Here is a 24,719-nt window from a genome sequence, read left to right as displayed (position 1 = left end):
GTCACCAGCCGCCCGACGAACCGCCGCCCCCGAAACTGCCACCGCCACCACTGAAGCCGCCACCGCCGCCTCCACCGCTGAAGCCGCCCCCACCGGAGCTGCCCGAACCGCTGGAGCCACCGCGCCCGGCCGGCAGGATACCGAGCATCTGGCAGACCGATATCGTCAAAATAAACAGGATCACCAGGAAGATGAACAACCCGGCATGGCGCTCGACAAAATCGCCCTGCTCCTGCTGTCCATCCGTACTGTATGCCGGCACCGGCTCGTCCAGCGGGCTGCCGCCCAGCACCACCAGCATCGCCGCGACGCCGTCGCTGATGCCTTTGTTGAAGTTGCCGGTCTTGAAGGCCGGCGTGATCACCTGGTTGATGATCACCGAACTCTGGGCGTCGGTCAGGCGATCCTCCAGGCCGTAGCCCACTTCGATGCGCAGTTTACGGTCATCCCGGGCGACGATCAGCAGCGCGCCGTTGTTTTTATCCTTCTGCCCTATGCCCCAGTGGCGCCCCAGTTGATAGCCGAAATCTTCGATGCTGCTGCCCTGCAGGTCCGCCAGGGTCACGACCACCAGCTGTTCGCCGGTCGCCTGTTCATGGGCCTTGAGCTGCGTCTCCAGTTGCGCGCGCACCGAAGGATCGAGCATCTGCGCGGTGTCCACCACACGCCCGGTCAGCGCTGGAAACTTCAATTCGGCCTGTGCCGTGACTGCAAACACCCAGAGCAACAGCACCAGGCCAAATTTCAACACTCGCATCGGAACTCCTTGTGTGGGAGCGAGCTTGCTCGCGATAGCGGTGGGTCAGCTTGCAGCAATGCTGAATGTGCCGCCGCCATCGCGAGCAAGCTCGCTCCCACAACGCTTCAAACTGCCGAATTGATCAAAACTTCACTTCAGGGGCTTTTTCGGCATTGGAGTTGGTGGCCTCGAACGTTTCGCGCAGCGGCAGGTCGCTGTACATCACGCTGTGCCACAGACGGCCCGGGAACGTGCGGATCTCGGTGTTGTACTTCTGCACCGCCAGGATGAAGTCGCGGCGTGCCACGGCGATGCGGTTCTCGGTGCCTTCGAGCTGCGATTGCAGCGCCAGGAAATTCTGGTTGGCCTTGAGGTCCGGATAACGCTCGGACACCACCATCAGCCGGCTCAACGCACCGGTCAACTGGTCCTGGGCCTGTTGGAACTGCTTGAGCTTTTCCGGGTTGTCCAAGGTACTGGCGTCCACCTGGATCGACGTGGCCTTGGCCCGCGCCTCGATCACCGCGGTCAGGGTTTCCTGCTCGTGCTGGGCGTAGCCCTTGACGGTTTCCACCAGGTTGGGAATCAGGTCGGCACGGCGCTGGTACTGGTTCTGCACCTGGCCCCAGGCGGCCTTGGCCTGTTCGTCCAGGGTCGGGATGTTATTGATGCCGCAACCGGCCAGCAGCGTAGTGAGCAGCATCAAGGCCAGCATCGGCAGGCTGCGAAGGTGGTTCAGTCGTGGATTCATTGGATGAAGCGCTCCCTGGCATGACATTGGAAAAACCCGGCCACCTATCTCATCGGCGTCTGGGGCATAATCTGCCGCCGCACTGGATTGAATCGGGGCGATGGGCTAAAAGATGCGCAGTGCGAAACTAAGTTCAGCCCAATGGGTTCGAAAGTGTGCTGTATTTAGCCGAACAACAATAGCCGCTCCTCACATTTTGGCTGACCGGCGTGTCCTGATCACCGCCCTTTAGGCTTGCGAGAAAACTATTCATGAAGAAGCTGTGTTTGCTGGGCCTGTTTGTCAGTCTGGCCAGTCAATCCGTATTAGCCGACAACCTGCCCGCCCCCATAGAGAACAAGGACGCGTTCATCAGCAACCTGATGAAGCAAATGACCCTCGAAGAGAAGATCGGCCAATTGCGCCTGATCAGCATCGGCCCCGAAATGCCCCGGGAGATGATCCGCAAGGAAATCGCCGCCGGCAACATCGGCGGCACGTTCAACTCCATCACCCGCGATGAGAACCGTCCGATGCAGGACGCGGCCATGCGCAGCCGGTTGAAGATCCCGATGTTCTTCGCCTATGACGTGATCCACGGCCACCGCACGATTTTCCCGATCCCCCTGGCCCTGGCCTCGAGCTGGGACATGGACGCCATCTACCACTCCGGGCGCATCGCCGCCCAGGAAGCCGCGGCCGACAGCCTGGACATCACCTTCGCGCCCATGGTCGACATTTCCCGCGACCCACGTTGGGGCCGGACCTCCGAAGGTTTCGGCGAGGACACCTACCTGGTGTCGCGCATCGCCGGGGTGATGGTCAAGGCATTCCAGGGCAACGGCGCCAACGCGGCCGACAGCATCATGGCCAGCGTCAAGCACTTCGCCCTCTACGGCGCAGTGGAAGGCGGCCGGGACTACAACACCGTGGACATGAGTCCGCTGAAAATGTACCAGGACTATCTGCCGCCCTACCGCGCCGCCATCGACGCCGGAGCCGGCGGGGTGATGGTCGCGCTGAACTCCATCAACGGCGTGCCGGCCACCGCCAACACCTGGCTGATGAACGACCTGCTGCGCAAGGAATGGGGCTTCAAGGGCCTCGCGGTCAGTGACCACGGCGCCATCTTCGAACTGATCAAGCACGGCGTCGCCAAGGACGGTCGCGAAGCGGCGAAGCTGGCAATCAAGGCCGGCATCGACATGAGCATGAACGACTCGCTCTACGGCAAGGAACTGCCAGGGCTGCTCAAGGCCGGCGAGATCGAACAGAGCGACATCGACAACGCCGTGCGCGAAGTGCTCGCGGCCAAATACGACATGGGCCTGTTCAAGGATCCGTACCTGCGCATCGGCAAGGCCGAGGACGACCCGGCCGACACCTACGCCGAAAGCCGCCTGCACCGCGCCGATGCCCGGGACGTGGCACGCCGCAGCCTGGTGCTGCTGGAAAACCGCAACCAGACCCTGCCCCTGAAGAAGACCGCCAGGATCGCCCTGGTCGGCCCGCTGGCCAAGGCACCGATCGACATGATGGGCAGTTGGGCCGCGGCCGGGCGCCCTGCGCAATCGGTCACCCTGTTCGACGGCATGACCCGCGCCCTGGGCGCCGAGTCGAAGCTGATCTACGCCCGTGGCGCCAACATCACCGGCGACAAGAAGGTGCTCGACTACCTGAATTTCCTCAACTTCGATGCCCCGGAGGTGGTGGACGACCCGCGCTCGGCCCAGGTACTGATCGACGAAGCGGTGCAAGCCGCCAAGGACGCCGATGTGGTGGTGGCCGCCGTGGGTGAGTCCCGTGGCATGTCCCATGAGTCGTCGAGCCGTACCGAACTGAACATCCCGGCCAGCCAACGCGAGCTGATCAAGGCCCTGAAGGCCACCGGCAAGCCCCTGGTGCTGGTGCTGATGAATGGCCGTCCGCTGTCGTTGCTGGAAGAAAAGCAGCAGGCCGATGCGATCCTGGAAACCTGGTTCAGCGGCACCGAAGGTGGCAACGCCATCGCGGACGTGCTGTTCGGCGACTACAACCCGTCGGGCAAGCTGCCGATCACCTTCCCACGCTCGGTGGGGCAGATTCCGACCTACTACAACCACCTGAGCATTGGCCGGCCGTTCACGCCGGGCAAGCCGGGCAACTACACCTCGCAGTATTTCGATGACACCACCGGCCCGCTCTACCCGTTCGGCTATGGCCTGAGCTACACCGAGTTCAGCCTGTCGGACATGGCCTTGTCGTCGACCACGCTGAACAAGACCGGCAAGCTCGATGCCAGCGTGACCCTGGAAAACACCGGCAAGCGTGACGGCGAAACCGTGGTGCAGTTGTACATCCAGGACGTGACCGGCTCGATCATTCGCCCGGTGAAAGAGCTGAAGAACTTCCGCAAGGTGATGCTCAAGGCCGGCGAGAAGAAAGTCATCCACTTCACCATCACCGAAGACGACCTGAAGTTCTTCAATGCCCAGCTCAAGTACGGGGCGGAACCGGGCAAGTTCAACGTGCAGATCGGCCTGGATTCCCAGGACGTGAAGCAGCAGAGTTTTGAGTTGCTCTGACCTTCAGAACAACTTGATCCTCCCTGTGGGAGCGAGCTTGCTCGCGATGGCGTCAGGTCAGCCGCATCGATATCGACTGACACTCCGCTATCGCGAGCAAGCTCGCTCCCACAATGGGTTCTGTGGCAAACGCTTTTGTGACCGCTGAAAATCCACTGTGGGAGCGAGCTTGCTCGCGATGGCGTCAGATCAGCCGCATCGACATTGGCTGACACTCCGCTATCGCGAGCAAGCTCGCTCCCACAGTTGTATCTGGGTGCTTGAGCTAGCCGCGCCGATCCAACAGATTCACCACCACCCGATCCACCAATCCCCATACCCGCTGCTTGAACCGCTTCCACAGCGGTCGGCGCTGCCAGGCGTCGAGGCTGACTTGCAGGCTCTGGGCGAAATCCCGTTCGAAACTGGCCGCCACGGCGCTGCTGAGCCTGGAATCCAGGGCTTCCAGATTGGCTTCCAGATTGAAACGCAGATTCCAGTGATCGAAATTGCAGGAGCCGATGCTGACCCAATCATCCACCAACACCATCTTCAGGTGCAGGAAACACGGCTGGTACTCGAAAATCTGCACGCCGGCCCTGAGCAATCGCGGGTAGTAACGGTGCCCGGCGTAGCGCACGGACGGGTGATCGGTGCGCGGGCCGGTCAGCAGCAGGCGCACGTCGATGCCCCGGGCGGCGGCCTTGCGCAAGGAGCGGCGCACGTTCCAGGTCGGCAGGAAATACGGCGTCGCCATCCAGATGCGTTTCTGGCCGCTGTTCAATGCCCGGGACAGCGATTGCAGGATGTCGCGATGCTGGCGGGCGTCGGCATACGCCACCCGGCCCATGCCTTCGCCCACCGGCGGGATGCGCGGCAGGCGCGGCAAGCCGAAATTGGAGGCTGGCTTCCAGGCCCGCCGATGACGGTTGGCGAGCCACTGGCGGTCGAACAGCAACTGCCAGTCGAGCACCAGCGGGCCGACGATTTCCACCATCACTTCGTGCCATTCACTGCGGTCGTCGAGGGGGTTCCAGAATTCATCGGTCACCCCGGTGCCACCGACCACGGCCAGGCGCTGGTCCACCAACAGCAGCTTGCGGTGATCCCGATAAAGGTTGCGCACCCAGCGGCGCCAACTCAGGCGATTGTAGAAACGCAACTCCACCCCAGCCTCGGTCAGGCGCTTGCGCAGGGCCAGGGTAAACGCCAGGCTGCCATAGTCATCGAACAGGCAGCGCACGCGAACGCCCCGCTCGGCGGCCTGCACCAGTGCCTGGACCATCGCCTCGGCGCAGGCCCCCGCCTCCACCAGGTACAGCTCCAGCTCGACCTGCTCCTGGGCACGGGCGATTTCCACCAGCATGCGTGGGAAGAACTGTGGGCCGTCGATCAACAGCTCGAAGCGATTGCCTTCACGCCAGGGAAAGACCGGGCCGCTCATGTCAGCGCGCCGTGAAGATCAGCACCGCATTCACCGGCACCGACAGGCTGATGGCCGACAACCCGGCCAGGTTGCGGAGCTTTTCCAGGCCCGGCGCCAGATCGAAATCCGCCGCGTTGAGTACCACCGGCTCCAGGGTCACTACTTGGAAGCGGCGTTCATCCAGGCGTGTCGCCAGCAGTTCGACGGGGTACTCATGCTGCTTGCCGTGCAGGTTCACCGTCAGCGGCAGGCGCAACTCCAACTGCGCGCCGTTGGCCAGGTCCTGGATCGGTGCCAGGTCGATCCTGGCGGTAACGGTGGCTTCGGCGAATTGCTTGATCTGGAACAACTCGGCGCGCATGCGCTCGTCCCGCAGGGGAATGCCGCTGTTGATGGATTCCAGCTCCACTTCCAGGCGCGCCAAGCCGTCGGGCTGGACTTGACCGTGCAGCACCAGGAAACGCTGGACCTCGGAAACGTTGCCGTTTTTGCTGCTGATAAACGACAACCGCGACGACTCGCCGTCCAGGTACCAGTCGGCCTGGGCCGGCAACACTGCGCAGGCCAGCAGCAAGCTGGCGACCGCGTGAGGGAAAAACCGCTTGAACATACACACTCGGGGGGCAGATAAACCTGTGGCGAACCTTAACCGGGCCGAGGGCGCTTGCAAACAGTCTGTTTCAACAACGGTACCTGCTCACCACATAACACCGTGGCGAGGGAGCTTGCTCCCGCTGGGCTGCGAAGCAGCCCCAAGATCGCGACAGGTTAAAGAATTTGCGAGCGCTGCGCACCCGAGCGGGAGCAAGCTCCCTCGCCACAACAGCGGTCGTTGCAGGCCAATCTCAAGGCTCCAACCGACACCCCTGCCGCTCCCCCAACCATTGCGCACTGTGGCTACGTCCCAATCCACTGACGGTGACGCGCTTGGCTTCAACGGTCTCGAGAAAATCGCGGATGGGCACTGCCTGCTTCACATAACCCCGACAATACTCGGCCGGTTGCTGCATCACATAGCGGCATGAGCAGTACTCCTTGGCGGTGTAGGCACTGATGATGTCGGGAAAGGCCCGCAATGCCACCCGCTCCAGCCAGACCCAACTGAACAGGGCAATGAGTAGCACCGACAGCAAGGTCAGCAGGATTTTGCGCTTCATGGCTGCACCTTCCCGGCGAACGCCGCCATGGCGCGCTTGAGCAGTTCGTTATGGCGATAGCTGCCGTCGCGGTCGTCGCCGTAGCGCACGATCACCAGCCTGGCGCTGGGGATGATGTACAGCGCCTGGCCCCAATGGCCCAGCGCGGCGAAGGTATCCGTCGGCGCATCGGGCCAGGGGTGGAGCCCCGGATCGGCGCCGCGGTTGAGCCACCAGTGCCCGCCCGGCACGGCTTCGTCCTGGCCGGCCTGGAAGTGCACGAACGGTTCGCGGCTGAACGCGACCCAATCCTTGGGGATCAGTTGCCGTTCGCCCCATCGGCCGTCCCGTTGCATCAACAACCCGACACGCGCCAGGTCCCGCGCCGTGAGATAGGCATAGGACGATCCCACGAATGTGCCGCTGGCGTCGGTTTCCCAAGTCGCGTGGCGGATGCCCAGGGGCTCGAACAGGGCCGTCCAGGGATAATCGGGATAACGTGCCGCACCGACGATGTTTTTCAGGGCCGCCGCCAACAGGTTGCTGTCACCGCTGGAGTAACGAAACGCCTGCCCCGGGGGGCTGAAGCTTTCGTGCCGCGCGGTAAACGCCGCCATGTCATGACGCCCGCGGGTATAGAGCATCGCCACCACCGAGGACTTGAGCGGTGCGTATTCGTAGTCCTCCTGCCAGTCCAGGCCAGACGCCCAGTGGAAAAGATCGGCCAGGGTCAGGCCAGGGTGCCGGTTCAGGGGTGGGTAGTACTTGGCTGCCGGATCGTCCAGGGCAAAGCGCTGTTCACCGTAGGCCACGCCAAACACCGTCGCCAGCAGGCTTTTGCTGATGGACCAGGTCAGGTGCGGGGTCTGGGCGGTGGTCGGCCCGGCGTAGCGTTCATAGACCAGTCGACCGTCCTGGATCACCAGCAGCGCATCGGTGCGGATGCCCTCACGGCTCGCATCGTCCCGGGGTGGGAAGGCGTATTGTTCCAAGGCTTCGATGGCCGGCCCGCTCGGAGTCGGGCCGCTTGGCCATTGCTCGCCGGGCCAGTCTTCGGCCTGGACGCTCAGGTTGAGTATCAGCAGCGGGATCAGGAACCAGCCTTTGGACATGCTTGGGGCTCGCAGGTTTTAACCTTCGGAGCCTATGCAGACTTGATGACAATTTGAGTGTGTGCCCCCCTGTGGGAGCGAGCTTGCTCGCGATAGCGGAGTGTCAGCCAACATCATTGTCGCTGATCCAGCGCTATCGCGAGCAAGCTCGCTCCCACAATGGATGGTCGTTTGGAGGGCTATCCCAACGCCTTGGCCAACCGCTTGGCCCGCGCCCCCGCCGCAAGGTCCATCACACCTTTGTCCCGCGTCCACATCTCGCGCCACCCCGCAGGCCCGGCGGCCAGGGCAGCGTCGAGTTCGCCGTCGAGCCCTTGGAACTGGGCGAACAACCCGCCCAGCAGCACATGCCCGGCAAGGCTGGAAGGGTTGTGGCGACTCACCTCCGCGCAACCGGCAAGCAACGCCAGCAGGCGCAGTTGCAACACCTGGGGCCAGGCACATTCCTGCCCGACGCCATACAACCAGGCCGTCATCGCGCTGAGTACATAAAGGTCTTCCAGGGTGCGGAACGGTTTGACGTAGGCGTCCCAACCATCACCGGCCAGCAACTCGCACAGCGCGCCGTCGAGCAGCACACGGCCATGGCTGATGTCCGGCATCAGGCCCATGGCGGGGAGTTTTTCCAGGGTCACGCCGGGCTCGCCCGCATAGGCCACTGCCAGGTTCAGTCGTGGCGTTTCGCCGGGCGCTTCGCTGCGAGCGGCAATCAACAGCCACTCGGCGGCGTCGCCAGCGGTGACGAAATCCTTGCGCCCGCTCAGGCGCAAATCGTCGAGGCGGGTTTGCATGTCCGCCGGGCGCAAGCTGCGTTGTTCGGTGGCACACAAGGCGCCAAGGCTCTGGGGCGCGCTCGGCCAAAGCACCCGCAGCGCCGCCTGGTACCCCACCAGGAAAGCCAGCCCCGGCGTGGCCATCGAGCGGGCGCCGACCACGGCCAACTCGAACGGCGTCACCGGCCCCAGGCGTTGCAACAACGCGGCATAACCTTCAGCCAGGTCCGGATAGGTGGGCAGGCGCTCGCCACGTTCGATCAGGGTGTGCCAGGGCATGAGAGGGCTCCTTGAAGGCTGTCATATAAGCATCACCAAAGCTTCATGGCGATGACACCGGGGCTACATAGCCTGACTTTGCACAACATGGCTGCATAAAGAAAGTCGACAGGCTGCAACTGAACAGCCCGCACGGAGATTCGCTATGACCCAGATCGCCCGCATCAGCGACACCGGCAATGAACGCCGCCTGCAAGCCGAACGCCTGATCGGCGCCCACGCCTTGCAAGAAGCCCAGGCCCTGCGCTTCAACGTCTTCAGCGGCGAATTCAACGCCAAGCTCAAAGGCGCGGAAGTGGGTCTGGACATGGATGACTATGATGTTCACTGCGCCCACATCGGCGTACGCGACCTGAACACCGGCCGCCTCGTGGCGACCACGCGCCTGCTCGACCACCAGGCCGCCAGCAGCCTGGGCCGGTTCTACAGCGAAGAAGAATTCAGCCTCCACGGCCTGGTCCATCTCAAGGGCCCGATCCTGGAAATCGGCCGTACCTGCGTCGACCCGGCCTACCGCAACGGCGGCACCATCGCGGTGCTCTGGGGCGAACTGGCCGAAGTCCTGAACGAAGGCGGCTACAGCTACCTGATGGGCTGCGCGAGCATTCCGATGCAAGATGGCGGTATCCAGGCCCAGGCAATCATGCAGCGCCTGCGCGAACGCTACCTGTGCACCGAACACCTGCAAGCCGTGCCGAAAAAACCATTGCCGACTCTGGACGTGCCGTCCAACGTGATCGCCGAAATGCCACCGCTGCTCAAGGCCTACATGCGCCTGGGCGCGAAGATTTGCGGCGAGCCGTGCTGGGACGAGGACTTCCAGGTGGCCGACGTGTTCATCCTGCTCAAGCGCGACGAGCTCTGCCCGCGCTACGCCCGCCACTTCAAGGCAGCCGTGTAATGAGCCGGTTACGGGTGTACGCGCGTATCGCGCGAGTCTTGCTGGTGGTGACCCTGGGCCTGAGCATGGCCAGCGTGTTCGGCCTGTTCGAACGCCTGGGGGTCGCCAACTCGATGGTCCGTCGCCAGCGCTGGTCGCGGTTCTTCATGGCGCGGCTGAGCCATGCCCTGCCCTTTTCAGTCACCGTCCACGGTCAACTGCCGCAACGGCCGATGCTGTGGGTCAGTAACCATGTGTCCTGGACCGACATCCCGTTGCTGGGCATGCTCACGCCGATGTCATTCCTGTCCAAGGCCGAAGTGCGTACCTGGCCGGTGGCCGGATGGCTGGCCGCCAAGGCCGGCAGCCTGTTTATCCGGCGCGGGTCGGGAGACAGCCAACTGATCCGCAAACAAATGAGCCGCCACCTGGAACAGGCCCATCCGCTGCTGATGTTCCCGGAAGGCACCACCACCGATGGCCGATCCCTGCGTACCTTCCACGGTCGCTTGTTGTCGGCGGCCATCGATGCCGATGTGGCGTTGCAGCCGGTGGCGATCCGTTACCTGCGCGACGGTGAGCCGGATTCGCTGGCACCGTTCATTGGCGATGATGATTTGCTGTCGCACCTGATGCGCCTGTTCGCCAATGATCGGGGCGACGTACACATTCACCTGCTGGAACCGATTGCCTGCCACGGCCAGGAACGCGCGGCCCTGGCGTTCCAAGCGCAACAGGCGGTGCACAAGGCGCTGTTCGGGACGATACCCGAGAAACAGCAAGCGCCGATGCGGCCTGCCATCGCGGCTTGAACCGGATCCTTTTGTGCAGAGGGATCCCTTGTGGGAGCGAGCTTGCTCGCGATAGCGGCTTAACATTCAGCAGATGAACTGACTGATACACCGCTATCGCGAGCAAGCTCGCTCCCACAATTAGTCCTGCGGCATGGCTTGGGTTTGTGCAAAATCCTGCAACTGCGGGTAGAACAACCGAAAATCCTCGCTCAGCGGCTCATAAAGCTCGATCAACTCCGCCATCGCCCCAGCCAATTCCTCGGGTCGGGACAGGCGGCGGGAAATGCCGCGCAGTACCTGCCCCAGTACTTCGAATTCCTGATAAGACCCCAGCCAGTCATCCGCCGCCATGTACGGCGCGATCTGCGCCAGGCGCCCTGGCAGCTGGGGTTCGGTGCGCAGTACCTGGTAGACACGGGACGTGAAATCCACCAGCGGCCCTTCGCCGTACAACGCCCAGTCCCGGGCCAGGCAGTGATCGAAAAACACGTCCAGCACGATCCCGGCATAGCGCCGCCGCACCGTGGAAAAACGCGACAGGGCAATGTCCACCAAGGGATGGCGGTCGGTGTACATGTCGATGCGTCGATGCAGGGCAATCGCCGCTTCGATCTGCGGATCGTACTGCCCTTGCAACGGCCCTTTGACGAAGTCGCCGTAGAGGCTGCCGAGCAGTTGTTCCCGGCCGGGGCCGCCGAGGTGCAGGTGCGCGAGATAGTTCATGGCCCGCAGCTTAGCACCCCCGCGCCAATATCGTTATAACCCGATATAGCGATTTGTTCGGCATTCAGATCAAATCCATATTGGTGTATCGCGAAATAACGATTTAAGGTTCGCTCTATCGCGATATAGCGTTTTACTCACCCCCGAGCTTGCCACCCATGACCCTCGACCTCGACGAAATAATAAAAGCCCTGGCGCACCCAGTACGGCGAGACATCCTCAACTGGCTCAAAGACCCCAAGGTCCAGTTCCCCGAGCAGTTGCACAACCACGAGTTCGGCATTTGCGCCGGGCAGATCGACCAGCGTTGCGGCCTGTCGCAATCCACGGTGTCTGCGCACTTGGCGGTGTTGCAACGGGCGGGGCTGATCACCAGCCAGAAGGTCGGTCAATGGCACTTCTTCAAACGCAACGAGGAAGTGATCCAGCAGTTCCTCAAGCAGATGAGCCAAGAGCTCTGACCCGACAAGGACCCATCATGCCCCTCTCACTCCTGATCCTGGCCCTGAGCGCCTTCGCCATCGGCACCACCGAGTTCGTCATCATGGGCCTGTTGCCCGATGTGGCGGCTGACCTGGGCGTGTCGATTCCCGGCGCCGGCTGGCTGGTGACCGGCTACGCCCTGGGCGTGGCCATCGGTGCACCGTTCATGGCCCTGGCCACCGCCCGACTACCGCGCAAGGCCGCCCTGGTGGCATTGATGGGGATTTTCATCGTCGGCAACCTGCTCTGCGCCATCGCCAGCGACTACAACGTGTTGATGTTCGCCCGGGTCGTCACCGCCCTGTGCCACGGCGCGTTCTTCGGCATCGGTTCGGTGGTGGCCGCCGGCCTGGTGGCGCCCAACAAGCGCGCCTCGGCCGTGGCCCTGATGTTCACCGGCCTGACCCTGGCCAATGTGCTCGGCGTGCCGTTGGGCACCGCACTGGGCCAGGAGGCCGGCTGGCGTTCGACCTTCTGGGCGGTGACCGTCATCGGTGTTATTGCCCTGATCGGCCTGATCCGTTTCCTGCCAGCCAAGCGCGATGAAGAGAAACTCGACATGCGCTCGGAACTGGTAGCGCTCAAAGGCGCCGGTCTGTGGTTGTCCCTGAGCATGACCGCGCTGTTCTCCGCGTCGGTGTTCACCCTGTTCACCTACGTCGCCCCGCTGCTGGGTGAAGTCACGGGTGTGTCGCCCCGTGGCGTGACCTGGACCCTGGTGCTGATCGGCCTGGGCCTGACCCTGGGCAACATCATCGGCGGCAAGCTGGCGGACAAGAGCCTGGCGAACACCCTGATGGGCGTCTTCCTCACCATGGCCGTGGTGTCCACCGTCCTGAGCTGGACCAGCGTGGCGCTGATCCCCAGTGAAATCACCCTGTTCCTCTGGGCCACCGCCTGCTTCGCTGCCGTGCCGGCCCTGCAAGTCAACGTGGTGACCTTCGGCAAAGACGCACCCAACCTGGTGTCCACCCTGAACATCGGCGCCTTCAACATCGGCAACGCCCTGGGCGCCTGGGTCGGCGGCAGCGTCATCGACCATGGCCTGGGCCTGACCTCCGTGCCCCTGGCCGCCGGCGCGTTGGCCGTGCTGGCGCTGCTGGTCACCCTGATCACTTTCCGCCAGGGCGGCAATGCCGACCTGGCCCCGGCGACTCACTGATTTTCAATCACTCTCCGATTCTGACGAGGCTGTAACTCATGACGACTATTTTCGATCCGATCACACTCGGCGACATCGAGCTGAAGAACCGCATCATCATGGCCCCGCTCACCCGCTGCCGTGCCGACGCAGGCCGCGTCCCCAACGCGCTGATGGCCGAGTACTACGTGCAACGCGCCTCCGCTGGCCTGATCCTCAGCGAAGCCACTTCCGTCACGCCGATGGGCGTGGGCTACCCGGACACCCCGGGTATCTGGTCCAACGACCAGGTGCGCGGCTGGGCCAACATCACCAAAGCGATCCACGGCGCTGGCGGCAAGATCTTCCTGCAACTGTGGCACGTGGGCCGGATCTCCCATCCGTCGTACCTCAATGGCGAAACCCCGGTGGCGCCCAGCGCGATCCAGCCCAAGGGCCACGTGAGCCTGGTCCGTCCGCTGGCCGACTACCCGACGCCACGCGCACTGGAAACCGCTGAAATCGCCGACATTGTCGATGCCTACCGTGTCGGTGCCGAGAATGCCAAGGCCGCTGGTTTCGACGGTGTGGAAATCCATGGCGCCAACGGCTACCTGCTCGACCAGTTCCTGCAAAGCAGCACCAACCAGCGCACCGACCAGTACGGCGGTTCCCTGGAAAACCGTGCCCGCCTGCTGCTGGAAGTGACCGACGCAGCCATTGAAGTCTGGGGCGCCGGCCGAGTAGGCGTGCACCTGGCACCACGGGCCGACTCCCATGACATGGGCGACGAAAACCGTCTGGAGACGTTCAGCTACGTGGCCCGTGAACTGGGCAAGCGCGGCATCGCCTTCATCTGCTCCCGCGAGAAAGAAGGCGATGACAGCATCGGTCCGCAACTCAAACAAGCCTTTGGCGGCCCATACATCGCCAACGAACGCTTCACCAAGGACAGCGCCAACGCCTGGCTGGCGGCTGGCAAGGCTGATGCGGTCGCGTTCGGGGTTCCGTTCATTGCCAACCCGGATTTGCCGGCACGCCTGAAGGCCAATGCACCGTTGAACGAGCCGCATCCTGAAACTTTCTATGGGAAAGGCCCAGTGGGGTACATTGATTACCCCGTGATGTAAGCTCGCATCAGCCGCTTTATAAAAAAAGCCCCGACTCGAAAGAGCCGGGGCTTTTTTATACCTGTAAAACTTCAGCCACGCGCAACCAACGCGAACAGCAACATTAAATAACAAGGCAACTTTCATCTGGCGTGGATTCAATCACGCAACGGCGCTAATAATAACGCTCGAACGCACCAACCACTGATACAAAGGATTGAAACTTACACCTCACCCAACCACACATTCAGAACTTTAACATTCCAGCAACACCCACTAACCAAACACCATCAGTTTGCAGGCGAACGCCAGCGAGCCGTGTATTTATGAGAGATGCCTCACCATGAACATCCTGAAAAACCTCATTCTCGCCCTCCTGCTGGGCCCCGCCATGGTTGCCCACAGCCAGGCCAATACCGAAGTGACCGTGGAGATTGCCAACAACACCCGCGGCACAATGAAAATGAACAACCTGTTAACCGACCCACCCCAGGCCGAGGATTTTTCCTTGAGCGCCCACGACATCGATCCAACATCAAGTTATAGATTCCATATCGAGCACTTCAGGGATTACACCTACCCTGGAGCCGGCTGGCGCCCGACATTAAAAAAAGTCAAACCTGTCGAACTGGTCCTTAATTATGAAATGAGCCACTTCAACTTTGAATGTCAAATGCACACTCGCTTACAGGTTTCCATCGTGCCTGGCGCTTTGGAACCCAGCTATAAGCCCACTTGGAAGAGCAGGACGACTTACACCGGCAATGGCGAATACACGTGCCGGTCGGAAATTTCCCGGAAGATGCTTGAGCCACCCTTCAACTACACCGTTCGCCTCATTATCGAACCAGGTCGGTGAGCCTGCGGCCCCGCCAAGACGTTGACATGAGCCGGCGATTCTCCTGCAAGCTTACTCCGTGGGATCGGGAGCCGACGGAGTCGCTGCCGGTCACGAAACAAATCCCCTACAAAATTTGTTCATGATTGCCTTTCAACCACGACAGCATTCAGTTTATAAAAGCTATTTCGAACACTTGTCATGAAACAAGCCGAAGCAATTACGCATTTTGTTTCATTTGCGCAGGCTAGGGCTCAGGCGCAGCATATCCAGCCCGATATCCACCCAGCGCTCAGCCTCACCGGCCAGGGGGAAGCTATCGGGGGCCAGCAGCCACTGATAAAGAATACCGTCGACATAGGCATGCAGGGCAATCGCCGCCCTTTCCGGTTCCAGATCCGCCGGTAGCTGGCCGCGATTCATCGCATTGCGCAACGACAAGGCAATACGCACATTACAGTCGAGACTGACCTGGCGCCGCTGCTGGCGCAGATCGCACATTTCATCGGTGAATTCACACTTATGGAACAGAATCTCATTAATGCGTCGGGTCTTCGGGTCCAGGGCAACTTGTTGAAACAATTGCACCAGCAGCTTGCGCGTACAACCCAGCGGGTCAAGCTCCTCTTCATTCTCACTGGCGCGGGCCAGGTCATCGAGCGGCTCATGCAAGGTATCGAGCATGGCCTGGAGCAGGTCCGCCTTGTTGCTGAAATGCCAATAGATAGCACCGCGCGTCACGCCGGCCAGCGTCGCGATATCCGCCAGAGTGGTACGGGCCACGCCTCGCTCGAAGAACGCCTTTTCGGCCGCTTCGACTATCTGGCTGCGAGTCTCCTGGGCTTCCTCTTTGGTACGACGGACCATGGCAGTAAACACCTCAATCAGGATTGCGTCAGCAATGCGTAAGAATCAACAGAGCAAAATATGAGGCGACGTCGCTTGAAGCGCGTCCCCGATCTACTCGTGCCCTTTGTCAGGCTTTTGTAAATCCGGATATTACGCAATTTGGCTGTTTACAAACAACCGTGTACGTAAGTATATTTCTTAGCATCCTACTAATTGAATTACTGCTGCTTTTTACCTTCCACCTTCGAGTGCGCCCCTTGCGCGCCTGGACCCGAGGATTTCCATGCAATTCAAGCCAGCTGTTACTGCTCTGGTTACCGCCATCGCCCTGGCATCGCTGCTCAGCGGATGCAAAAAGGAAGAGGCTGCACCTGCAGCGCCCCCTCCTCAGGTCGGCGTCGTAACCCTCAAGACCCAGCCCTTCACCTTGACCTCGGAACTGCCGGGCCGCACCAGCGCGTTCCGCGTCGCCGAAGTACGGCCACAGGTCAACGGCATCATTCTCAAGCGCCTGTTCAAGGAGGGCGCCGACGTCAAGGCCGGCCAGCAGCTGTACCAGATCGACCCTGCGGTCTACGAAGCGACCCTCAAGAGCGCCGAGGCCAACCTGCGCTCCACCAAGTCGATTGCCGACCGCTACAAGCAACTGGTGGATGAACAGGCGGTGAGCCGTCAGGAATACGATACCGCCGTGGCCAATCGCCTGGAATCGGAAGCCAACCTGCAGACTGCCCAGATCAACGTGCGCTACACCAAGGTCTACGCACCGATTTCCGGTCGCATCGGCCGCTCCTCGGTCACCGAGGGTGCGCTGGTGAGCAACGGCCAGACTGATGCCCTGGCAACCATTCAGCAACTGGACCCGATCTATGTCGACGTGACGCAGAGCTCGGTCGAGCTGCTGCAACTGCGCCGCGAACTGGAAAGCGGCCGTTTGCAAAAGGCCGGCGAGAACGCGGCCATGGTCAAGCTGACCCTGGAAGACGGCAGCCAGTATCCGCACGAAGGCAAGTTGGAGTTCTCTGAAGTGTCGGTTGACCAGACCACCGGCTCCGTGACTTTGCGCGCCGTGTTCCCCAACCCTGACCACACCCTGCTGCCGGGCATGTTCGTCCACGCCCAATTGCAGGCCGGCGTGAACAGCGCGGCGATCCTGGCACCGCAACAAGGCGTGACCCGTGACCTCAAGGGCGCGCCAACCGCGCTGGTGGTGGGTGCGGACAACAAGGTCGAGTTGCGCCAGCTCAAGGCCAGCCGCACCGTCGGCAGCCAGTGGCTGATCGAAGACGGGCTCAAGGCCGGCGATCGCCTGATCACCGAAGGGTTGCAGTACGTACGGCCAGGCGTGGAAGTCAAAGCCACCGAAGCCACCAACGTTGGCACCAAGAACCCGGCCCCCGCACAGGCAGCTGATAAAGCCGCCGGCGGCAAAGGGGAGTAAACCATGTCGAAATTTTTCATCGACCGTCCGATTTTCGCCTGGGTGATCGCCCTGGTGATCATGCTGGTCGGGGCTCTATCGATCCTCAAATTGCCGATCAACCAGTACCCGAGCATCGCGCCGCCGGCCATTGCGATCCAGGTGACCTACCCGGGTGCGTCCGCGCAAACCGTGCAGGACACCGTGGTGCAGGTCATCGAGCAGCAGCTCAACGGTATCGACAACCTGCGTTACGTGTCCTCGGAAAGTAACTCCGACGGCAGTATGACCATCACTGCGACCTTCGAGCAGGGCACCAACTCCGATACCGCCCAGGTCCAGGTCCAGAACAAGCTGAACCTCGCCACTCCATTGCTGCCGCAAGAAGTGCAGCAACAGGGCATCCGCGTCACCAAGTCAGTGCGAAACTTCCTGATGGTGATCGGCGTGGTGTCGCGTGACGGCAGCATGACCCGGGAAGACTTGTCCAACTACATCGTGTCCAACATGCAGGACCCGATCTCGCGCACCGCCGGTGTCGGTGACTTCCAGGTCTTCGGCGCCCAGTACGCCATGCGGATCTGGCTCGACCCGGCCAAGTTGAACAACTTCAACCTGACCCCGGTGGATGTGAGCACGGCCATTTCCGCGCAGAACGTCCAGATCGCCTCCGGCCAGCTCGGCGGCCTGCCTGCCATGCCCGGCCAGCAACTGAACGCCACCATTATCGGCAAGACCCGCCTGCAGACCGCCGAGCAGTTCAAGGCCATCTTGCTCAAGGTCAATCCGGACGGCTCGCAAGTGCGTGTCGGCGATGTGGCGGATGTCGCCCTCGGCGGTGAAAACTACAGCATCAACGCCCAGTTCAACGGCCTCCCGGCTTCCGGCCTGGCGGTGCGGCTCGCCACCGGCGCCAACGCCCTCGACACGGCCAAGGCCCTGCGCAAGACCGTCGACGACCTCAAGCCATTCTTCCCGCAAGGCCTGGAAGTGGTATTCCCGTACGACACCACCCCGGTGGTGAGCGAGTCGATCAAGGGCGTGATCGAGACCCTGGTCGAAGCGGTCGTGCTGGTGTTCCTGGTGATGTTCCTGTTCCTGCAGAATTTCCGCGCCACCATCATCACCACGATGACCGTGCCGGTGGTACTGCTGGGCACCTTCGGGATCCTCGCGGCATTCGGTTTCAGCATCAACACCCTGACCATGTTCGGCATGGTGCTGGCCATCGGCTTGCTGGTGGACGACGCCATCGTCGTGGTGGAAAACGTCGAACGGGTGATGAGCGAAGAAGGCCTGTCGCCCAAGGAAGCCACCAAGAAATCCATGGGCCAGATCCAGGGGGCCCTGGTGGGTATCGCCCTGGTGCTCTCGGCGGTACTGCTGCCGATGGCGTTCTTCGGCGGTTCCACCGGTGTGATCTACAAGCAGTTCTCCATCACCATCGTCTCGGCCATGGCCCTGTCGGTACTGGTGGCACTGATCTTCACCCCTGCCCTGTGCGCCACCATGCTCAAGGCCATTCCGAAAGGCGAGCACGGCACGCCGAAACGCGGCTTCTTCGGCTGGTTCAACCGCAGCTTCGACCGTGGCGTCAGGAGCTACGAACGTGGCGTGGGCAACATGCTCAAGCACAAGGCCCCGTACCTGCTGGTCTACGTGATCATCGTGGTCGGCATGGTCTGGCTGTTCACCCGCATCCCGACAGCGTTCCTGCCAGAAGAAGACCAGGGCGTGCTGTTTGCCCAGGTACAGACACCAGCCGGCTCCAGTGCCGAGCGCACCCAGGTGGTGGTGGACAACATGCGCGAGTTCCTGCTGCGCCCCAGCAAGGACGGCGGCGAAGGCGACGGTGTGGCCTCGGTGTTCACCGTGACCGGCTTCAACTTCGCCGGTCGTGGCCAAAGCTCGGGCCTGGCATTCATCATGCTCAAGCCGTGGGAAGAGCGTAACGCTGACAACACCGTGTTCAAGATCGCTGGCCGCGCCCAGCAACACTTCTTCACCTTCCGCGACGCCATGGTGTTCGCCTTCGCCCCGCCAGCGGTGATGGAACTGGGTAACGCCACCGGTTTCGACGTGTTCCTGCAGGACCGTGCCGGCATTGGCCACGACAAGCTGATGGAAGCCCGTAACCAGTTCCTGGGCATGGCGTCCCAGAGCAAGGTACTGGCCCAGGTACGTCCGAACGGTCTGAACGATGAACCGCAATACCAGTTGGAAATCGATGACGAGAAGGCCAGCGCGCTGGGCATCACGCTCTCGGAGATCAACAACACCCTGTCGATTGCACTGGGCAGTAACTATGTGAACGACTTCATCGACCGTGGTCGGGTAAAGCGGGTGTACGTCCAGGGCCAGCCGAACTCGCGCATGAGCCCCGAAGACCTGCAGAAGTGGTACGTGCGCAACAGCGCCGGGACCATGGTGCCGTTCTCTGCGTTCGCCAAGGGCGAGTGGGTCTACGGCTCGCCGAAACTGGCGCGTTACAACGGCGTGGAAGCGATGGAGATCCTCGGTACCCCGGCACCGGGCTACTCCACTGGTGAAGCCATGGCCGAAGTCGAAGCCATCGCCAAGAAGCTGCCGGCCGGCGTGGGTATTTCCTGGACCGGCCTGTCCTATGAGGAACGCCTGTCGGGTTCCCAGGCGCCGGCGTTGTACGCCTTGTCGCTGCTGATGGTGTTCCTGTGCCTGGCGGCGCTGTATGAAAGTTGGTCGATTCCGATCGCGGTCATGCTCGTGGTGCCACTGGGGATCATCGGTGCCTTGATGGCCACCAGCTTGCGCGGCCTGTCCAACGATGTGTACTTCCAGGTGGGCCTGTTGACAACCATCGGCCTAGCGGCGAAAAACGCCATTCTGATCGTGGAATTCGCCAAGGAACTCCACGAACAGGGACGAACGCTGGTGGAAGCCGCCATCGAAGCCTGTAGGATGCGTCTGCGGCCGATTATCATGACCTCGTTGGCGTTCGTCCTCGGCGTGGTCCCGCTGGCGATTTCCACCGGCGCCGGCTCGGGCAGCCAGCACGCCATTGGCACCGGTGTGATCGGCGGCATGTTGACCGCTACCATCCTGGCGATTTTCTGGGTGCCCCTGTTCTTCGTGACCGTGTCGTCGATAGGTCGCCGCAAAAATGCGGACCAGGACGATACTCCTGAAACTTCTAAAGAGGCTGGCCAATGAGCAAGTCGCTCCTCTCCCTGACCATCGCCGCCGTCGTGCTCAGCGGTTGCTCGCTGATCCCCGACTATCAGCGGCCCGAAGCACCGGTCGCGGCGCAGTACCCGCAAGGGCCGGCCTACGAGGCAGCCAAGGCGCCCGGCCAGGCCGCCGCCGAGCAAGGCTGGAAGCAGTTTTTCCATGACCCGGCGCTGCAACAGCTGATCCAGGTCGCCCTGGAAAACAACCGCGACCTGCGCGTCGCGGCGCTGAACATCGATGCCTACGCCGCGCAATACCGCATCCAGCGCGCTGACCTGTTCCCGGCGGTCTCGGCCACCGGTTCCGGCAGCCGCCAGCGCCTGCCGGCCCGGGCTTCGCAAACCGGTGAAGCGTCCATCAGCAGTTCCTACTCGGCCACCCTGGGCATCAGCGCCTATGAACTGGACCTGTTCGGTCGGGTTCGCAGCCTGAGCGAGCAAGCGTTGCAAAGCTACTTCGCCACCGAAGAAGCCCGCCGCAGCACCCAGATCAGCCTGGTGGCCAACGTCGCCAATGCCTACCTGACCTGGCAGGCCGACAAGGAACTGCTCAAGCTGACCCAGGAAACCCTTGGGGCCTACGAGCAAAGCTTCAAGCTGACCTCGCGCAGCGCCGAAGTCGGCGTGGCCTCGGCCCTGGACCTGAGCCAGGCGCGTACCGCGGTGGAAAACGCCCGTGTGCAACTGGCCCGCTACACTCGCCAGGTCGCCCAGGACGAAAACAGCCTGACCCTGCTGCTGGGCACCGGCCTGCCGGCCAACCTGAGCTCGCAACCGTTGAGCGATGACCTGCTCAGCAAAGTGCCGGCCGGGCTGCCGTCGGACCTGCTGCAACGTCGTCCGGACATCCTCCAGGCCGAACGCAACCTGCTGGCCGCCAACGCCAACATCGGCGCCGCACGGGCCGCGTTCTTCCCGAGCATCAGCCTGACGGCCAACGCCGGCACCCTGAGCCCGGACCTGTCCGGCCTGTTCAAGGGCGGTTCGGGCACCTGGACCTTCGCGCCGCAGATCAACCTGCCGATCTTCAACGCCGGCAGCCTGCGAGCGAGCCTGGACTACGCCAAGATCCAGAAAGACATCAACGTCGCGCAGTACGAGAAGTCGATTCAGACAGCGTTCCAGGAAGTCTCCGACGGCCTGGCCGCCCGCCAGACCTACAACGAACAGTTGCAGGCCCAGACCGACTTCGTTGCCGCCAACCAGGACTACTACCGCCTGGCCGAGCGTCGCTACCGCATCGGCGTCGACAGCAACCTGACCTTCCTCGACGCCCAACGCCAGTTGTTCAGCGCGCAACAGTCGCTGATCACTGACCGCCTTGCGCAACTGACCAGCGAGGTCAATTTGTACAAGGCACTGGGCGGTGGTTGGAATGCCGAGACGGGCAAGAACGAACCGGTGAAAGAAGAAGCGCCGAAGATGAAATTGTTCTGATGGATGTTGAAGGTTGAACACGAAGCCCACCGAAAGGTGGGCTTTTTTGTTTGTGCCTGCTTCAACTCCGACTTGGCGAACGCGGGTCGACGATATCCAGCGCACGATTAGCCAACAATTCACTCAGCTCGATCATCTGCGCCACGCCGAGCGCGACATGCCGCCGCGAGCCCTCCAACTCGAACGCCAAGTCACTGACCATGGCATTGGCCGAGGCCAGGGTTTCGCTGAGATTGGCCAGGAGACACTCCGTGTCGATGGTATCGATGACGGTGAAGACTTGTGTTGAGGTTTTGGGTTTGGGATCAGGGTGGGTGCCCAGATGGTAATCGAGTGCCCGGTCTGCGGCCTCTTGGAGCTTTTCCGGATCGGGGTCGTTGTAGGGGAAGGTGCTCTCTGATGGCGAAGAAGGATGATGTTTTTTCATAACGGCGCTCCTGCATCAATTGGAGCCCGAGACGTGGGCCCGGGCGCTGGCGCCTAACGAATTCGGCGGGCTTGCAGACCCGGTCGCTGGATTGGCAGCGACACGTACAAGCTAGAGATACCGCTTCCGAGCAGCAACCTTAAAACCTCGTCGGAAAAATCGCCGCGTCTGTCAGACCGGCCACAAATCTTGTGGGAGCGAGCTTGCTCGCGAAGAGGCCGGAGCATTCAACATCTTCAACGACTGTGCCATCGTCTTCGCGAGCAAGCTCGCTCCCACATTGGATCGGAGTCCAGATGCCAGAATCAGGTCGGCTGTCAGGCCGCCATCGCGAGCAAGCTCGCTCCCACAATTGGATCGGAGTCCAGATGCCAGAATCAGGTCGGCTGTCAGGCCGCCATCGCGAGCAAGCTCGCTCCCACAATTGGATCGGAGTCCAGATGCCAGAATCAGGTCGGCTGTCAGGCCGCCATCGCGAGCAAGCTCGCTCCCACAATTGGATCGGAGTCCAGATGCCAGAATCAGGTCGGCTGTCAGGCCGCCATCGCGAGTAAGCTCGCTCCCACAATTGGATCGGAGTCCAGATGCCAGAATCAGGTCGGCTGTCAGGCCGCCATCGCGAGCAAGCTCGCTCCCACAATTGGATCGGAGTACGACCGTGAGAGCCAGGCCGGCTGGCAGGCCGCCTCGCGTCGGACGTTGATCTCGGCGCCCCGTTAACCACGATGGCCGAACGCAGGCATTGTGGAGTGGGCATCCCGGCATGGATGCCGGGATAGCCGCGCTGGGCCATGGATGGCCCTTCGCGGCGGCCCACGGAGCAATGCCGGAGTGAGGGCACACCGAGCCTAGGCGAGGTGCCGAGTGGTGGGGCATAAAGCGTTTTGCTTACTTTTGCGCTTCTCAAAAGTGAGTCGCCGTAAGGGCGAAACCCTAAGTGGCCGTTACCGCAGGAATGGATATGTACTCGGTCCGCAAGAGAGAGGCCGGGCGTAAGGCCGCCATCGCGAGCAAGCTCGCTCCCACAGGAAATTGCGTCCATCCAATCGATTATTTTGCTGTTCGATAATCGCCCAAAACCCGCAAACGGCAATTGAACCGATCCCGGGCCGCCCTTCACCATCCCTCGCACAAAACCAATAACAACAGGTTCGACGCCATGCCCCTACGCCCCGCCTCGCCCGGCTGATCCCCGATCGCCCTGACACCCCAGGCTCCACCCTCACCGCCCGCACTTCAAAACGTGCGGCAACGACCCGCTTCGTCCACAAAAAATAGAGACAACGCCCATGAAGCCCACACAGCACTTGTTCCCCAGCCTCATTGCCGTCGCCCTGACCAGTACCGCCCTGCCCGTCCTGGCGGCGGAATCGGGGTTTGTCGAAGATGCCAAGGCCACGCTGAACCTGCGTAACTTCTATTTCAACCGCAACTTCACCAACCCGAACAACGCCCAGGGCAAGGCCGAGGAGTGGACCCAGAGTTTCATCCTTGATGCCAAGTCCGGGTTCACCCAGGGCACGGTCGGTTTCGGCGTGGACATACTGGGGATGTACTCGGTCAAGCTCGACGGCGGTCGTGGCACGGCGGGTACGCAATTGCTGCCGGTGCATGACGACGGTCGCCCGGCCGATGACTTTGGGCGCCTGGGCGTAGCCCTGAAGGCCAAGGTGTCGAAGACCGAATTGAAGGTCGGCGAGTGGATGCCAGTGCTGCCGATCCTGCGTTCCGACGACGGCCGCTCCCTGCCGCAAACCTTCCGTGGCGGCCAGGTGACCTCCACCGAAATCAACGGCCTGAGCCTCTACGGCGGCCAGTTCCGTGGCAACAGCCCGCGCAACGACGCGAGCATGGAAGACATGTCCATGAACGGCCGCGGTGCGTTCACCTCCGATCGTTTCAACTTCGGCGGTGGCGAATACGCCTTCAACGAAAAACGCACCCAGGTTGGCGTGTGGTACGCGGAACTGTCCGACATCTACCAGCAGCAATATTTCAACCTGACCCACAGCCAGCCCATCGGCGACTGGACCCTGGGCGCCAACCTCGGCTACTTCATCGGCAAGGAAGACGGCAGCGCCCTGGCCGGCGACCTGGACAACAAAACCGCGTTCGCCATGCTCTCGGCCAAATACGGCGGCAACACCTTCTATGTCGGCCTGCAGAAAGTCGGCGGCGACGATGCCTGGATGCGCGTCAACGGCACCAGCGGCGGCACCCTGGCCAACGACAGCTACAACTCCAGCTACGACAACGCCAAGGAAAAATCCTGGCAACTGCGCCACGACTTCAACTTCGCCGCGGTCGGCGTGCCGGGTCTGACCCTGATGAACCGCTACATCAGCGGTGACAACGTGCACACCGCCACGGTCGACGATGGCAAGGAATGGGGTCGGGAAAGTGAGCTGGCCTATACCGTGCAGAGCGGCGCACTGAAGAGCCTGAATGTGAAGTGGCGTAACTCAACGATGCGTCGGGACTACAGCACCAACGAGTTTGATGAGAACCGGTTGATCATCAGCTATCCGATCAGCCTGCTGTAGAAGCCAAACATGGATGGAGGTTGTACCACCGTCATCGCGAGCAAGCTCGCTCCCACAGCGGATCAGTGCCGCGCACAAAATTTGTGCTCACTGAAGATCCAGTGTGGGAGCGAGCTTGCTCGCGATGGCGTCATCACATTCAACATCCCCAT

21 protein-coding genes and 1 pseudogene are annotated in these 24,719 nt (G+C 61.9%); 11 read left to right on the top strand and 11 right to left on the bottom strand.

Annotation, left to right across the window (positions count from 1 at the left end; translation table 11 throughout):
• Position 1: 1 nt before the first annotated feature.
• Positions 2-757, bottom strand: a complete 756-nt coding sequence (locus J4E63_RS04460; RefSeq protein ID WP_207281220.1) for a YgcG family protein — start codon at positions 755-757, stop codon at positions 2-4.
• 124 nt (positions 758-881) lie between these two features.
• Positions 882-1,490, bottom strand: coding sequence for a LemA family protein (locus J4E63_RS04455; RefSeq protein ID WP_207281219.1), 609 nt, complete (start codon positions 1,488-1,490; stop codon positions 882-884).
• 251 nt (positions 1,491-1,741) lie between these two features.
• On the opposite strand from J4E63_RS04455, the gene bglX reads away from it, so the two are divergent.
• On the top strand, positions 1,742-4,033 hold the full coding sequence (bglX, locus tag J4E63_RS04450) for a beta-glucosidase BglX (RefSeq protein WP_207281218.1): 2,292 nt from the start codon (positions 1,742-1,744) through the stop codon (positions 4,031-4,033).
• 265 nt (positions 4,034-4,298) lie between these two features.
• Here bglX and J4E63_RS04445 read toward each other — a convergent pair whose 3' ends face one another.
• The 5 genes from J4E63_RS04445 to J4E63_RS04425 all read right to left on the bottom strand — a co-directional run bounded on the left by J4E63_RS04445 (position 4,299) and on the right by J4E63_RS04425 (position 8,738).
• Positions 4,299-5,456, bottom strand: coding sequence for a phosphatidylserine/phosphatidylglycerophosphate/cardiolipin synthase family protein (locus J4E63_RS04445; RefSeq protein ID WP_060738804.1), 1,158 nt, complete (start codon positions 5,454-5,456; stop codon positions 4,299-4,301).
• A gap of 1 nt (position 5,457) precedes the next feature.
• A complete protein-coding gene (locus J4E63_RS04440; protein WP_207281217.1) occupies positions 5,458-6,048 on the bottom strand; it encodes a YceI family protein in 591 nt (196 codons plus the stop codon).
• 235 nt (positions 6,049-6,283) lie between these two features.
• A complete protein-coding gene (locus J4E63_RS04435; protein ID WP_207281216.1) occupies positions 6,284-6,595 on the bottom strand; it encodes an amidase in 312 nt (103 codons plus the stop codon).
• A complete protein-coding gene (locus J4E63_RS04430) occupies positions 6,592-7,686 on the bottom strand; it encodes a serine hydrolase (protein WP_207281215.1) in 1,095 nt (364 codons plus the stop codon). The genes J4E63_RS04435 and J4E63_RS04430 overlap by 4 nt, the downstream gene beginning before the upstream one ends.
• A 179-nt stretch (positions 7,687-7,865) precedes the next feature.
• A complete protein-coding gene (locus tag J4E63_RS04425; protein ID WP_207281214.1) occupies positions 7,866-8,738 on the bottom strand; it encodes an acyl-CoA dehydrogenase in 873 nt (290 codons plus the stop codon).
• Positions 8,739-8,883: 145 nt separating this feature from the next.
• Between J4E63_RS04425 and olsB the strand changes: the two genes are divergently transcribed.
• On the top strand, positions 8,884-9,639 hold the full coding sequence (gene olsB, locus J4E63_RS04420) for an L-ornithine N(alpha)-acyltransferase (protein WP_092204386.1): 756 nt from the start codon (positions 8,884-8,886) through the stop codon (positions 9,637-9,639).
• The gene (locus J4E63_RS04415; protein WP_060738810.1) at positions 9,639-10,430 is read left to right on the top strand and encodes a lysophospholipid acyltransferase family protein; all 792 of its coding nucleotides are present in this window, start codon (positions 9,639-9,641) and stop codon (positions 10,428-10,430) included. The genes olsB and J4E63_RS04415 overlap by 1 nt, the downstream gene beginning before the upstream one ends.
• Before the next feature lie 120 nt (positions 10,431-10,550).
• Here J4E63_RS04415 and J4E63_RS04410 read toward each other — a convergent pair whose 3' ends face one another.
• On the bottom strand, positions 10,551-11,135 hold the full coding sequence (locus tag J4E63_RS04410) for an ACP phosphodiesterase (protein ID WP_207281213.1): 585 nt from the start codon (positions 11,133-11,135) through the stop codon (positions 10,551-10,553).
• 158 nt (positions 11,136-11,293) lie between these two features.
• Here J4E63_RS04410 and J4E63_RS04405 point away from each other — a divergent pair, with 158 nt between their 5' ends.
• The 4 genes from J4E63_RS04405 (at position 11,294) to J4E63_RS04390 (ending at position 14,706) form a co-directional block, all read left to right on the top strand.
• Positions 11,294-11,596 (top strand): helix-turn-helix transcriptional regulator, encoded by a 303-nt coding sequence (locus tag J4E63_RS04405; RefSeq protein WP_003198672.1) that lies wholly within the window; start codon positions 11,294-11,296, stop codon positions 11,594-11,596.
• Positions 11,597-11,613: 17 nt separating this feature from the next.
• Complete coding sequence (locus J4E63_RS04400; protein WP_018607025.1) at positions 11,614-12,780, top strand: MFS transporter; 1,167 nt, start codon at positions 11,614-11,616, stop codon at positions 12,778-12,780.
• Between the two features lie 38 nt (positions 12,781-12,818).
• The gene (locus J4E63_RS04395; protein ID WP_192263299.1) at positions 12,819-13,868 is read left to right on the top strand and encodes an alkene reductase; all 1,050 of its coding nucleotides are present in this window, start codon (positions 12,819-12,821) and stop codon (positions 13,866-13,868) included.
• A 322-nt stretch (positions 13,869-14,190) separates the two neighbouring features.
• Positions 14,191-14,706, top strand: a complete 516-nt coding sequence (locus J4E63_RS04390; protein ID WP_207281212.1) for a hypothetical protein — start codon at positions 14,191-14,193, stop codon at positions 14,704-14,706.
• Between the two features lie 213 nt (positions 14,707-14,919).
• Here the strand turns inward: J4E63_RS04390 and J4E63_RS04385 are convergent, their stop codons facing one another.
• Positions 14,920-15,552, bottom strand: a complete 633-nt coding sequence (locus J4E63_RS04385) for a TetR family transcriptional regulator (protein WP_060738814.1) — start codon at positions 15,550-15,552, stop codon at positions 14,920-14,922.
• Between the two features lie 265 nt (positions 15,553-15,817).
• Between J4E63_RS04385 and J4E63_RS04380 the strand changes: the two genes are divergently transcribed.
• From J4E63_RS04380 to adeC, 3 genes are read left to right on the top strand one after another with little or no spacing between them, the layout of a single operon-like run.
• Positions 15,818-16,975 carry an efflux RND transporter periplasmic adaptor subunit gene (locus J4E63_RS04380; RefSeq protein ID WP_207281211.1) on the top strand — a complete coding sequence of 386 codons (1,158 nt, stop codon included), beginning with the start codon at positions 15,818-15,820 and terminating at the stop codon, positions 16,973-16,975.
• Between the two features lie 3 nt (positions 16,976-16,978).
• Positions 16,979-20,143 (top strand): efflux RND transporter permease subunit EmhB, encoded by a 3,165-nt coding sequence (gene emhB / locus J4E63_RS04375; protein ID WP_192263294.1) that lies wholly within the window; start codon positions 16,979-16,981, stop codon positions 20,141-20,143.
• Positions 20,140-21,597, top strand: a complete 1,458-nt coding sequence (gene adeC / locus J4E63_RS04370; RefSeq protein WP_207281210.1) for an AdeC/AdeK/OprM family multidrug efflux complex outer membrane factor — start codon at positions 20,140-20,142, stop codon at positions 21,595-21,597. Before emhB ends, adeC begins: the two co-directional genes overlap by 4 nt.
• A gap of 61 nt (positions 21,598-21,658) precedes the next feature.
• On the opposite strand, the gene J4E63_RS04365 is transcribed toward adeC, so the two are convergent.
• Both J4E63_RS04365 and J4E63_RS31085 read right to left on the bottom strand, forming a co-directional pair.
• The gene (locus tag J4E63_RS04365; protein WP_092329017.1) at positions 21,659-22,024 is read right to left on the bottom strand and encodes a DUF6124 family protein; all 366 of its coding nucleotides are present in this window, start codon (positions 22,022-22,024) and stop codon (positions 21,659-21,661) included.
• A gap of 680 nt (positions 22,025-22,704) precedes the next feature.
• A pseudogene (locus J4E63_RS31085) lies at positions 22,705-22,817 on the bottom strand (nucleoid-structuring protein H-NS); the annotation flags it as partial.
• A 496-nt stretch (positions 22,818-23,313) separates the two neighbouring features.
• Here J4E63_RS31085 and J4E63_RS04360 point away from each other — a divergent pair.
• Positions 23,314-24,567, top strand: a complete 1,254-nt coding sequence (locus tag J4E63_RS04360; RefSeq protein WP_207281209.1) for an OprD family porin — start codon at positions 23,314-23,316, stop codon at positions 24,565-24,567.
• The last annotated feature ends 152 nt before the right edge of the window (positions 24,568-24,719 follow it).

It is taken from the genome of Pseudomonas sp. FW300-N2F2, from assembly GCF_017351655.1.
GTDB classification, from domain to species: domain Bacteria; phylum Pseudomonadota; class Gammaproteobacteria; order Pseudomonadales; family Pseudomonadaceae; genus Aquipseudomonas; species Aquipseudomonas fluorescens_AA.
The sequence above is the reverse complement of the archived record's forward strand: the minus strand, read 5'-3'. Positions and strand labels throughout refer to the sequence as shown.

Excerpts from the sequence above, each read along its gene's own strand:
- J4E63_RS04460 (WP_207281220.1), bottom strand. The coding sequence starts at position 757 with ATGCGAGTGTTGAAATTTGGCCTGGTGCTGTTGCTCTGGGTGTTTGCA.
- J4E63_RS04455 (WP_207281219.1), bottom strand. The coding sequence starts at position 1,490 with ATGAATCCACGACTGAACCACCTTCGCAGCCTGCCGATGCTGGCCTTG.
- bglX (WP_207281218.1), top strand. The coding sequence starts at position 1,742 with ATGAAGAAGCTGTGTTTGCTGGGCCTGTTTGTCAGTCTGGCCAGTCAA.
- J4E63_RS04445 (WP_060738804.1), bottom strand. The coding sequence starts at position 5,456 with ATGAGCGGCCCGGTCTTTCCCTGGCGTGAAGGCAATCGCTTCGAGCTG.
- J4E63_RS04440 (WP_207281217.1), bottom strand. The coding sequence starts at position 6,048 with ATGTTCAAGCGGTTTTTCCCTCACGCGGTCGCCAGCTTGCTGCTGGCC.
- J4E63_RS04435 (WP_207281216.1), bottom strand. The coding sequence starts at position 6,595 with ATGAAGCGCAAAATCCTGCTGACCTTGCTGTCGGTGCTACTCATTGCC.
- J4E63_RS04430 (WP_207281215.1), bottom strand. The coding sequence starts at position 7,686 with ATGTCCAAAGGCTGGTTCCTGATCCCGCTGCTGATACTCAACCTGAGC.
- J4E63_RS04425 (WP_207281214.1), bottom strand. The coding sequence starts at position 8,738 with ATGCCCTGGCACACCCTGATCGAACGTGGCGAGCGCCTGCCCACCTAT.
- olsB (WP_092204386.1), top strand. The coding sequence starts at position 8,884 with ATGACCCAGATCGCCCGCATCAGCGACACCGGCAATGAACGCCGCCTG.
- J4E63_RS04415 (WP_060738810.1), top strand. The coding sequence starts at position 9,639 with ATGAGCCGGTTACGGGTGTACGCGCGTATCGCGCGAGTCTTGCTGGTG.
- J4E63_RS04410 (WP_207281213.1), bottom strand. The coding sequence starts at position 11,135 with ATGAACTATCTCGCGCACCTGCACCTCGGCGGCCCCGGCCGGGAACAA.
- J4E63_RS04405 (WP_003198672.1), top strand. The coding sequence starts at position 11,294 with ATGACCCTCGACCTCGACGAAATAATAAAAGCCCTGGCGCACCCAGTA.
- J4E63_RS04400 (WP_018607025.1), top strand. The coding sequence starts at position 11,614 with ATGCCCCTCTCACTCCTGATCCTGGCCCTGAGCGCCTTCGCCATCGGC.
- J4E63_RS04395 (WP_192263299.1), top strand. The coding sequence starts at position 12,819 with ATGACGACTATTTTCGATCCGATCACACTCGGCGACATCGAGCTGAAG.
- J4E63_RS04390 (WP_207281212.1), top strand. The coding sequence starts at position 14,191 with ATGAACATCCTGAAAAACCTCATTCTCGCCCTCCTGCTGGGCCCCGCC.
- J4E63_RS04385 (WP_060738814.1), bottom strand. The coding sequence starts at position 15,552 with ATGGTCCGTCGTACCAAAGAGGAAGCCCAGGAGACTCGCAGCCAGATA.
- J4E63_RS04380 (WP_207281211.1), top strand. The coding sequence starts at position 15,818 with ATGCAATTCAAGCCAGCTGTTACTGCTCTGGTTACCGCCATCGCCCTG.
- emhB (WP_192263294.1), top strand. The coding sequence starts at position 16,979 with ATGTCGAAATTTTTCATCGACCGTCCGATTTTCGCCTGGGTGATCGCC.
- adeC (WP_207281210.1), top strand. The coding sequence starts at position 20,140 with ATGAGCAAGTCGCTCCTCTCCCTGACCATCGCCGCCGTCGTGCTCAGC.
- J4E63_RS04365 (WP_092329017.1), bottom strand. The coding sequence starts at position 22,024 with ATGAAAAAACATCATCCTTCTTCGCCATCAGAGAGCACCTTCCCCTAC.
- J4E63_RS04360 (WP_207281209.1), top strand. The coding sequence starts at position 23,314 with ATGAAGCCCACACAGCACTTGTTCCCCAGCCTCATTGCCGTCGCCCTG.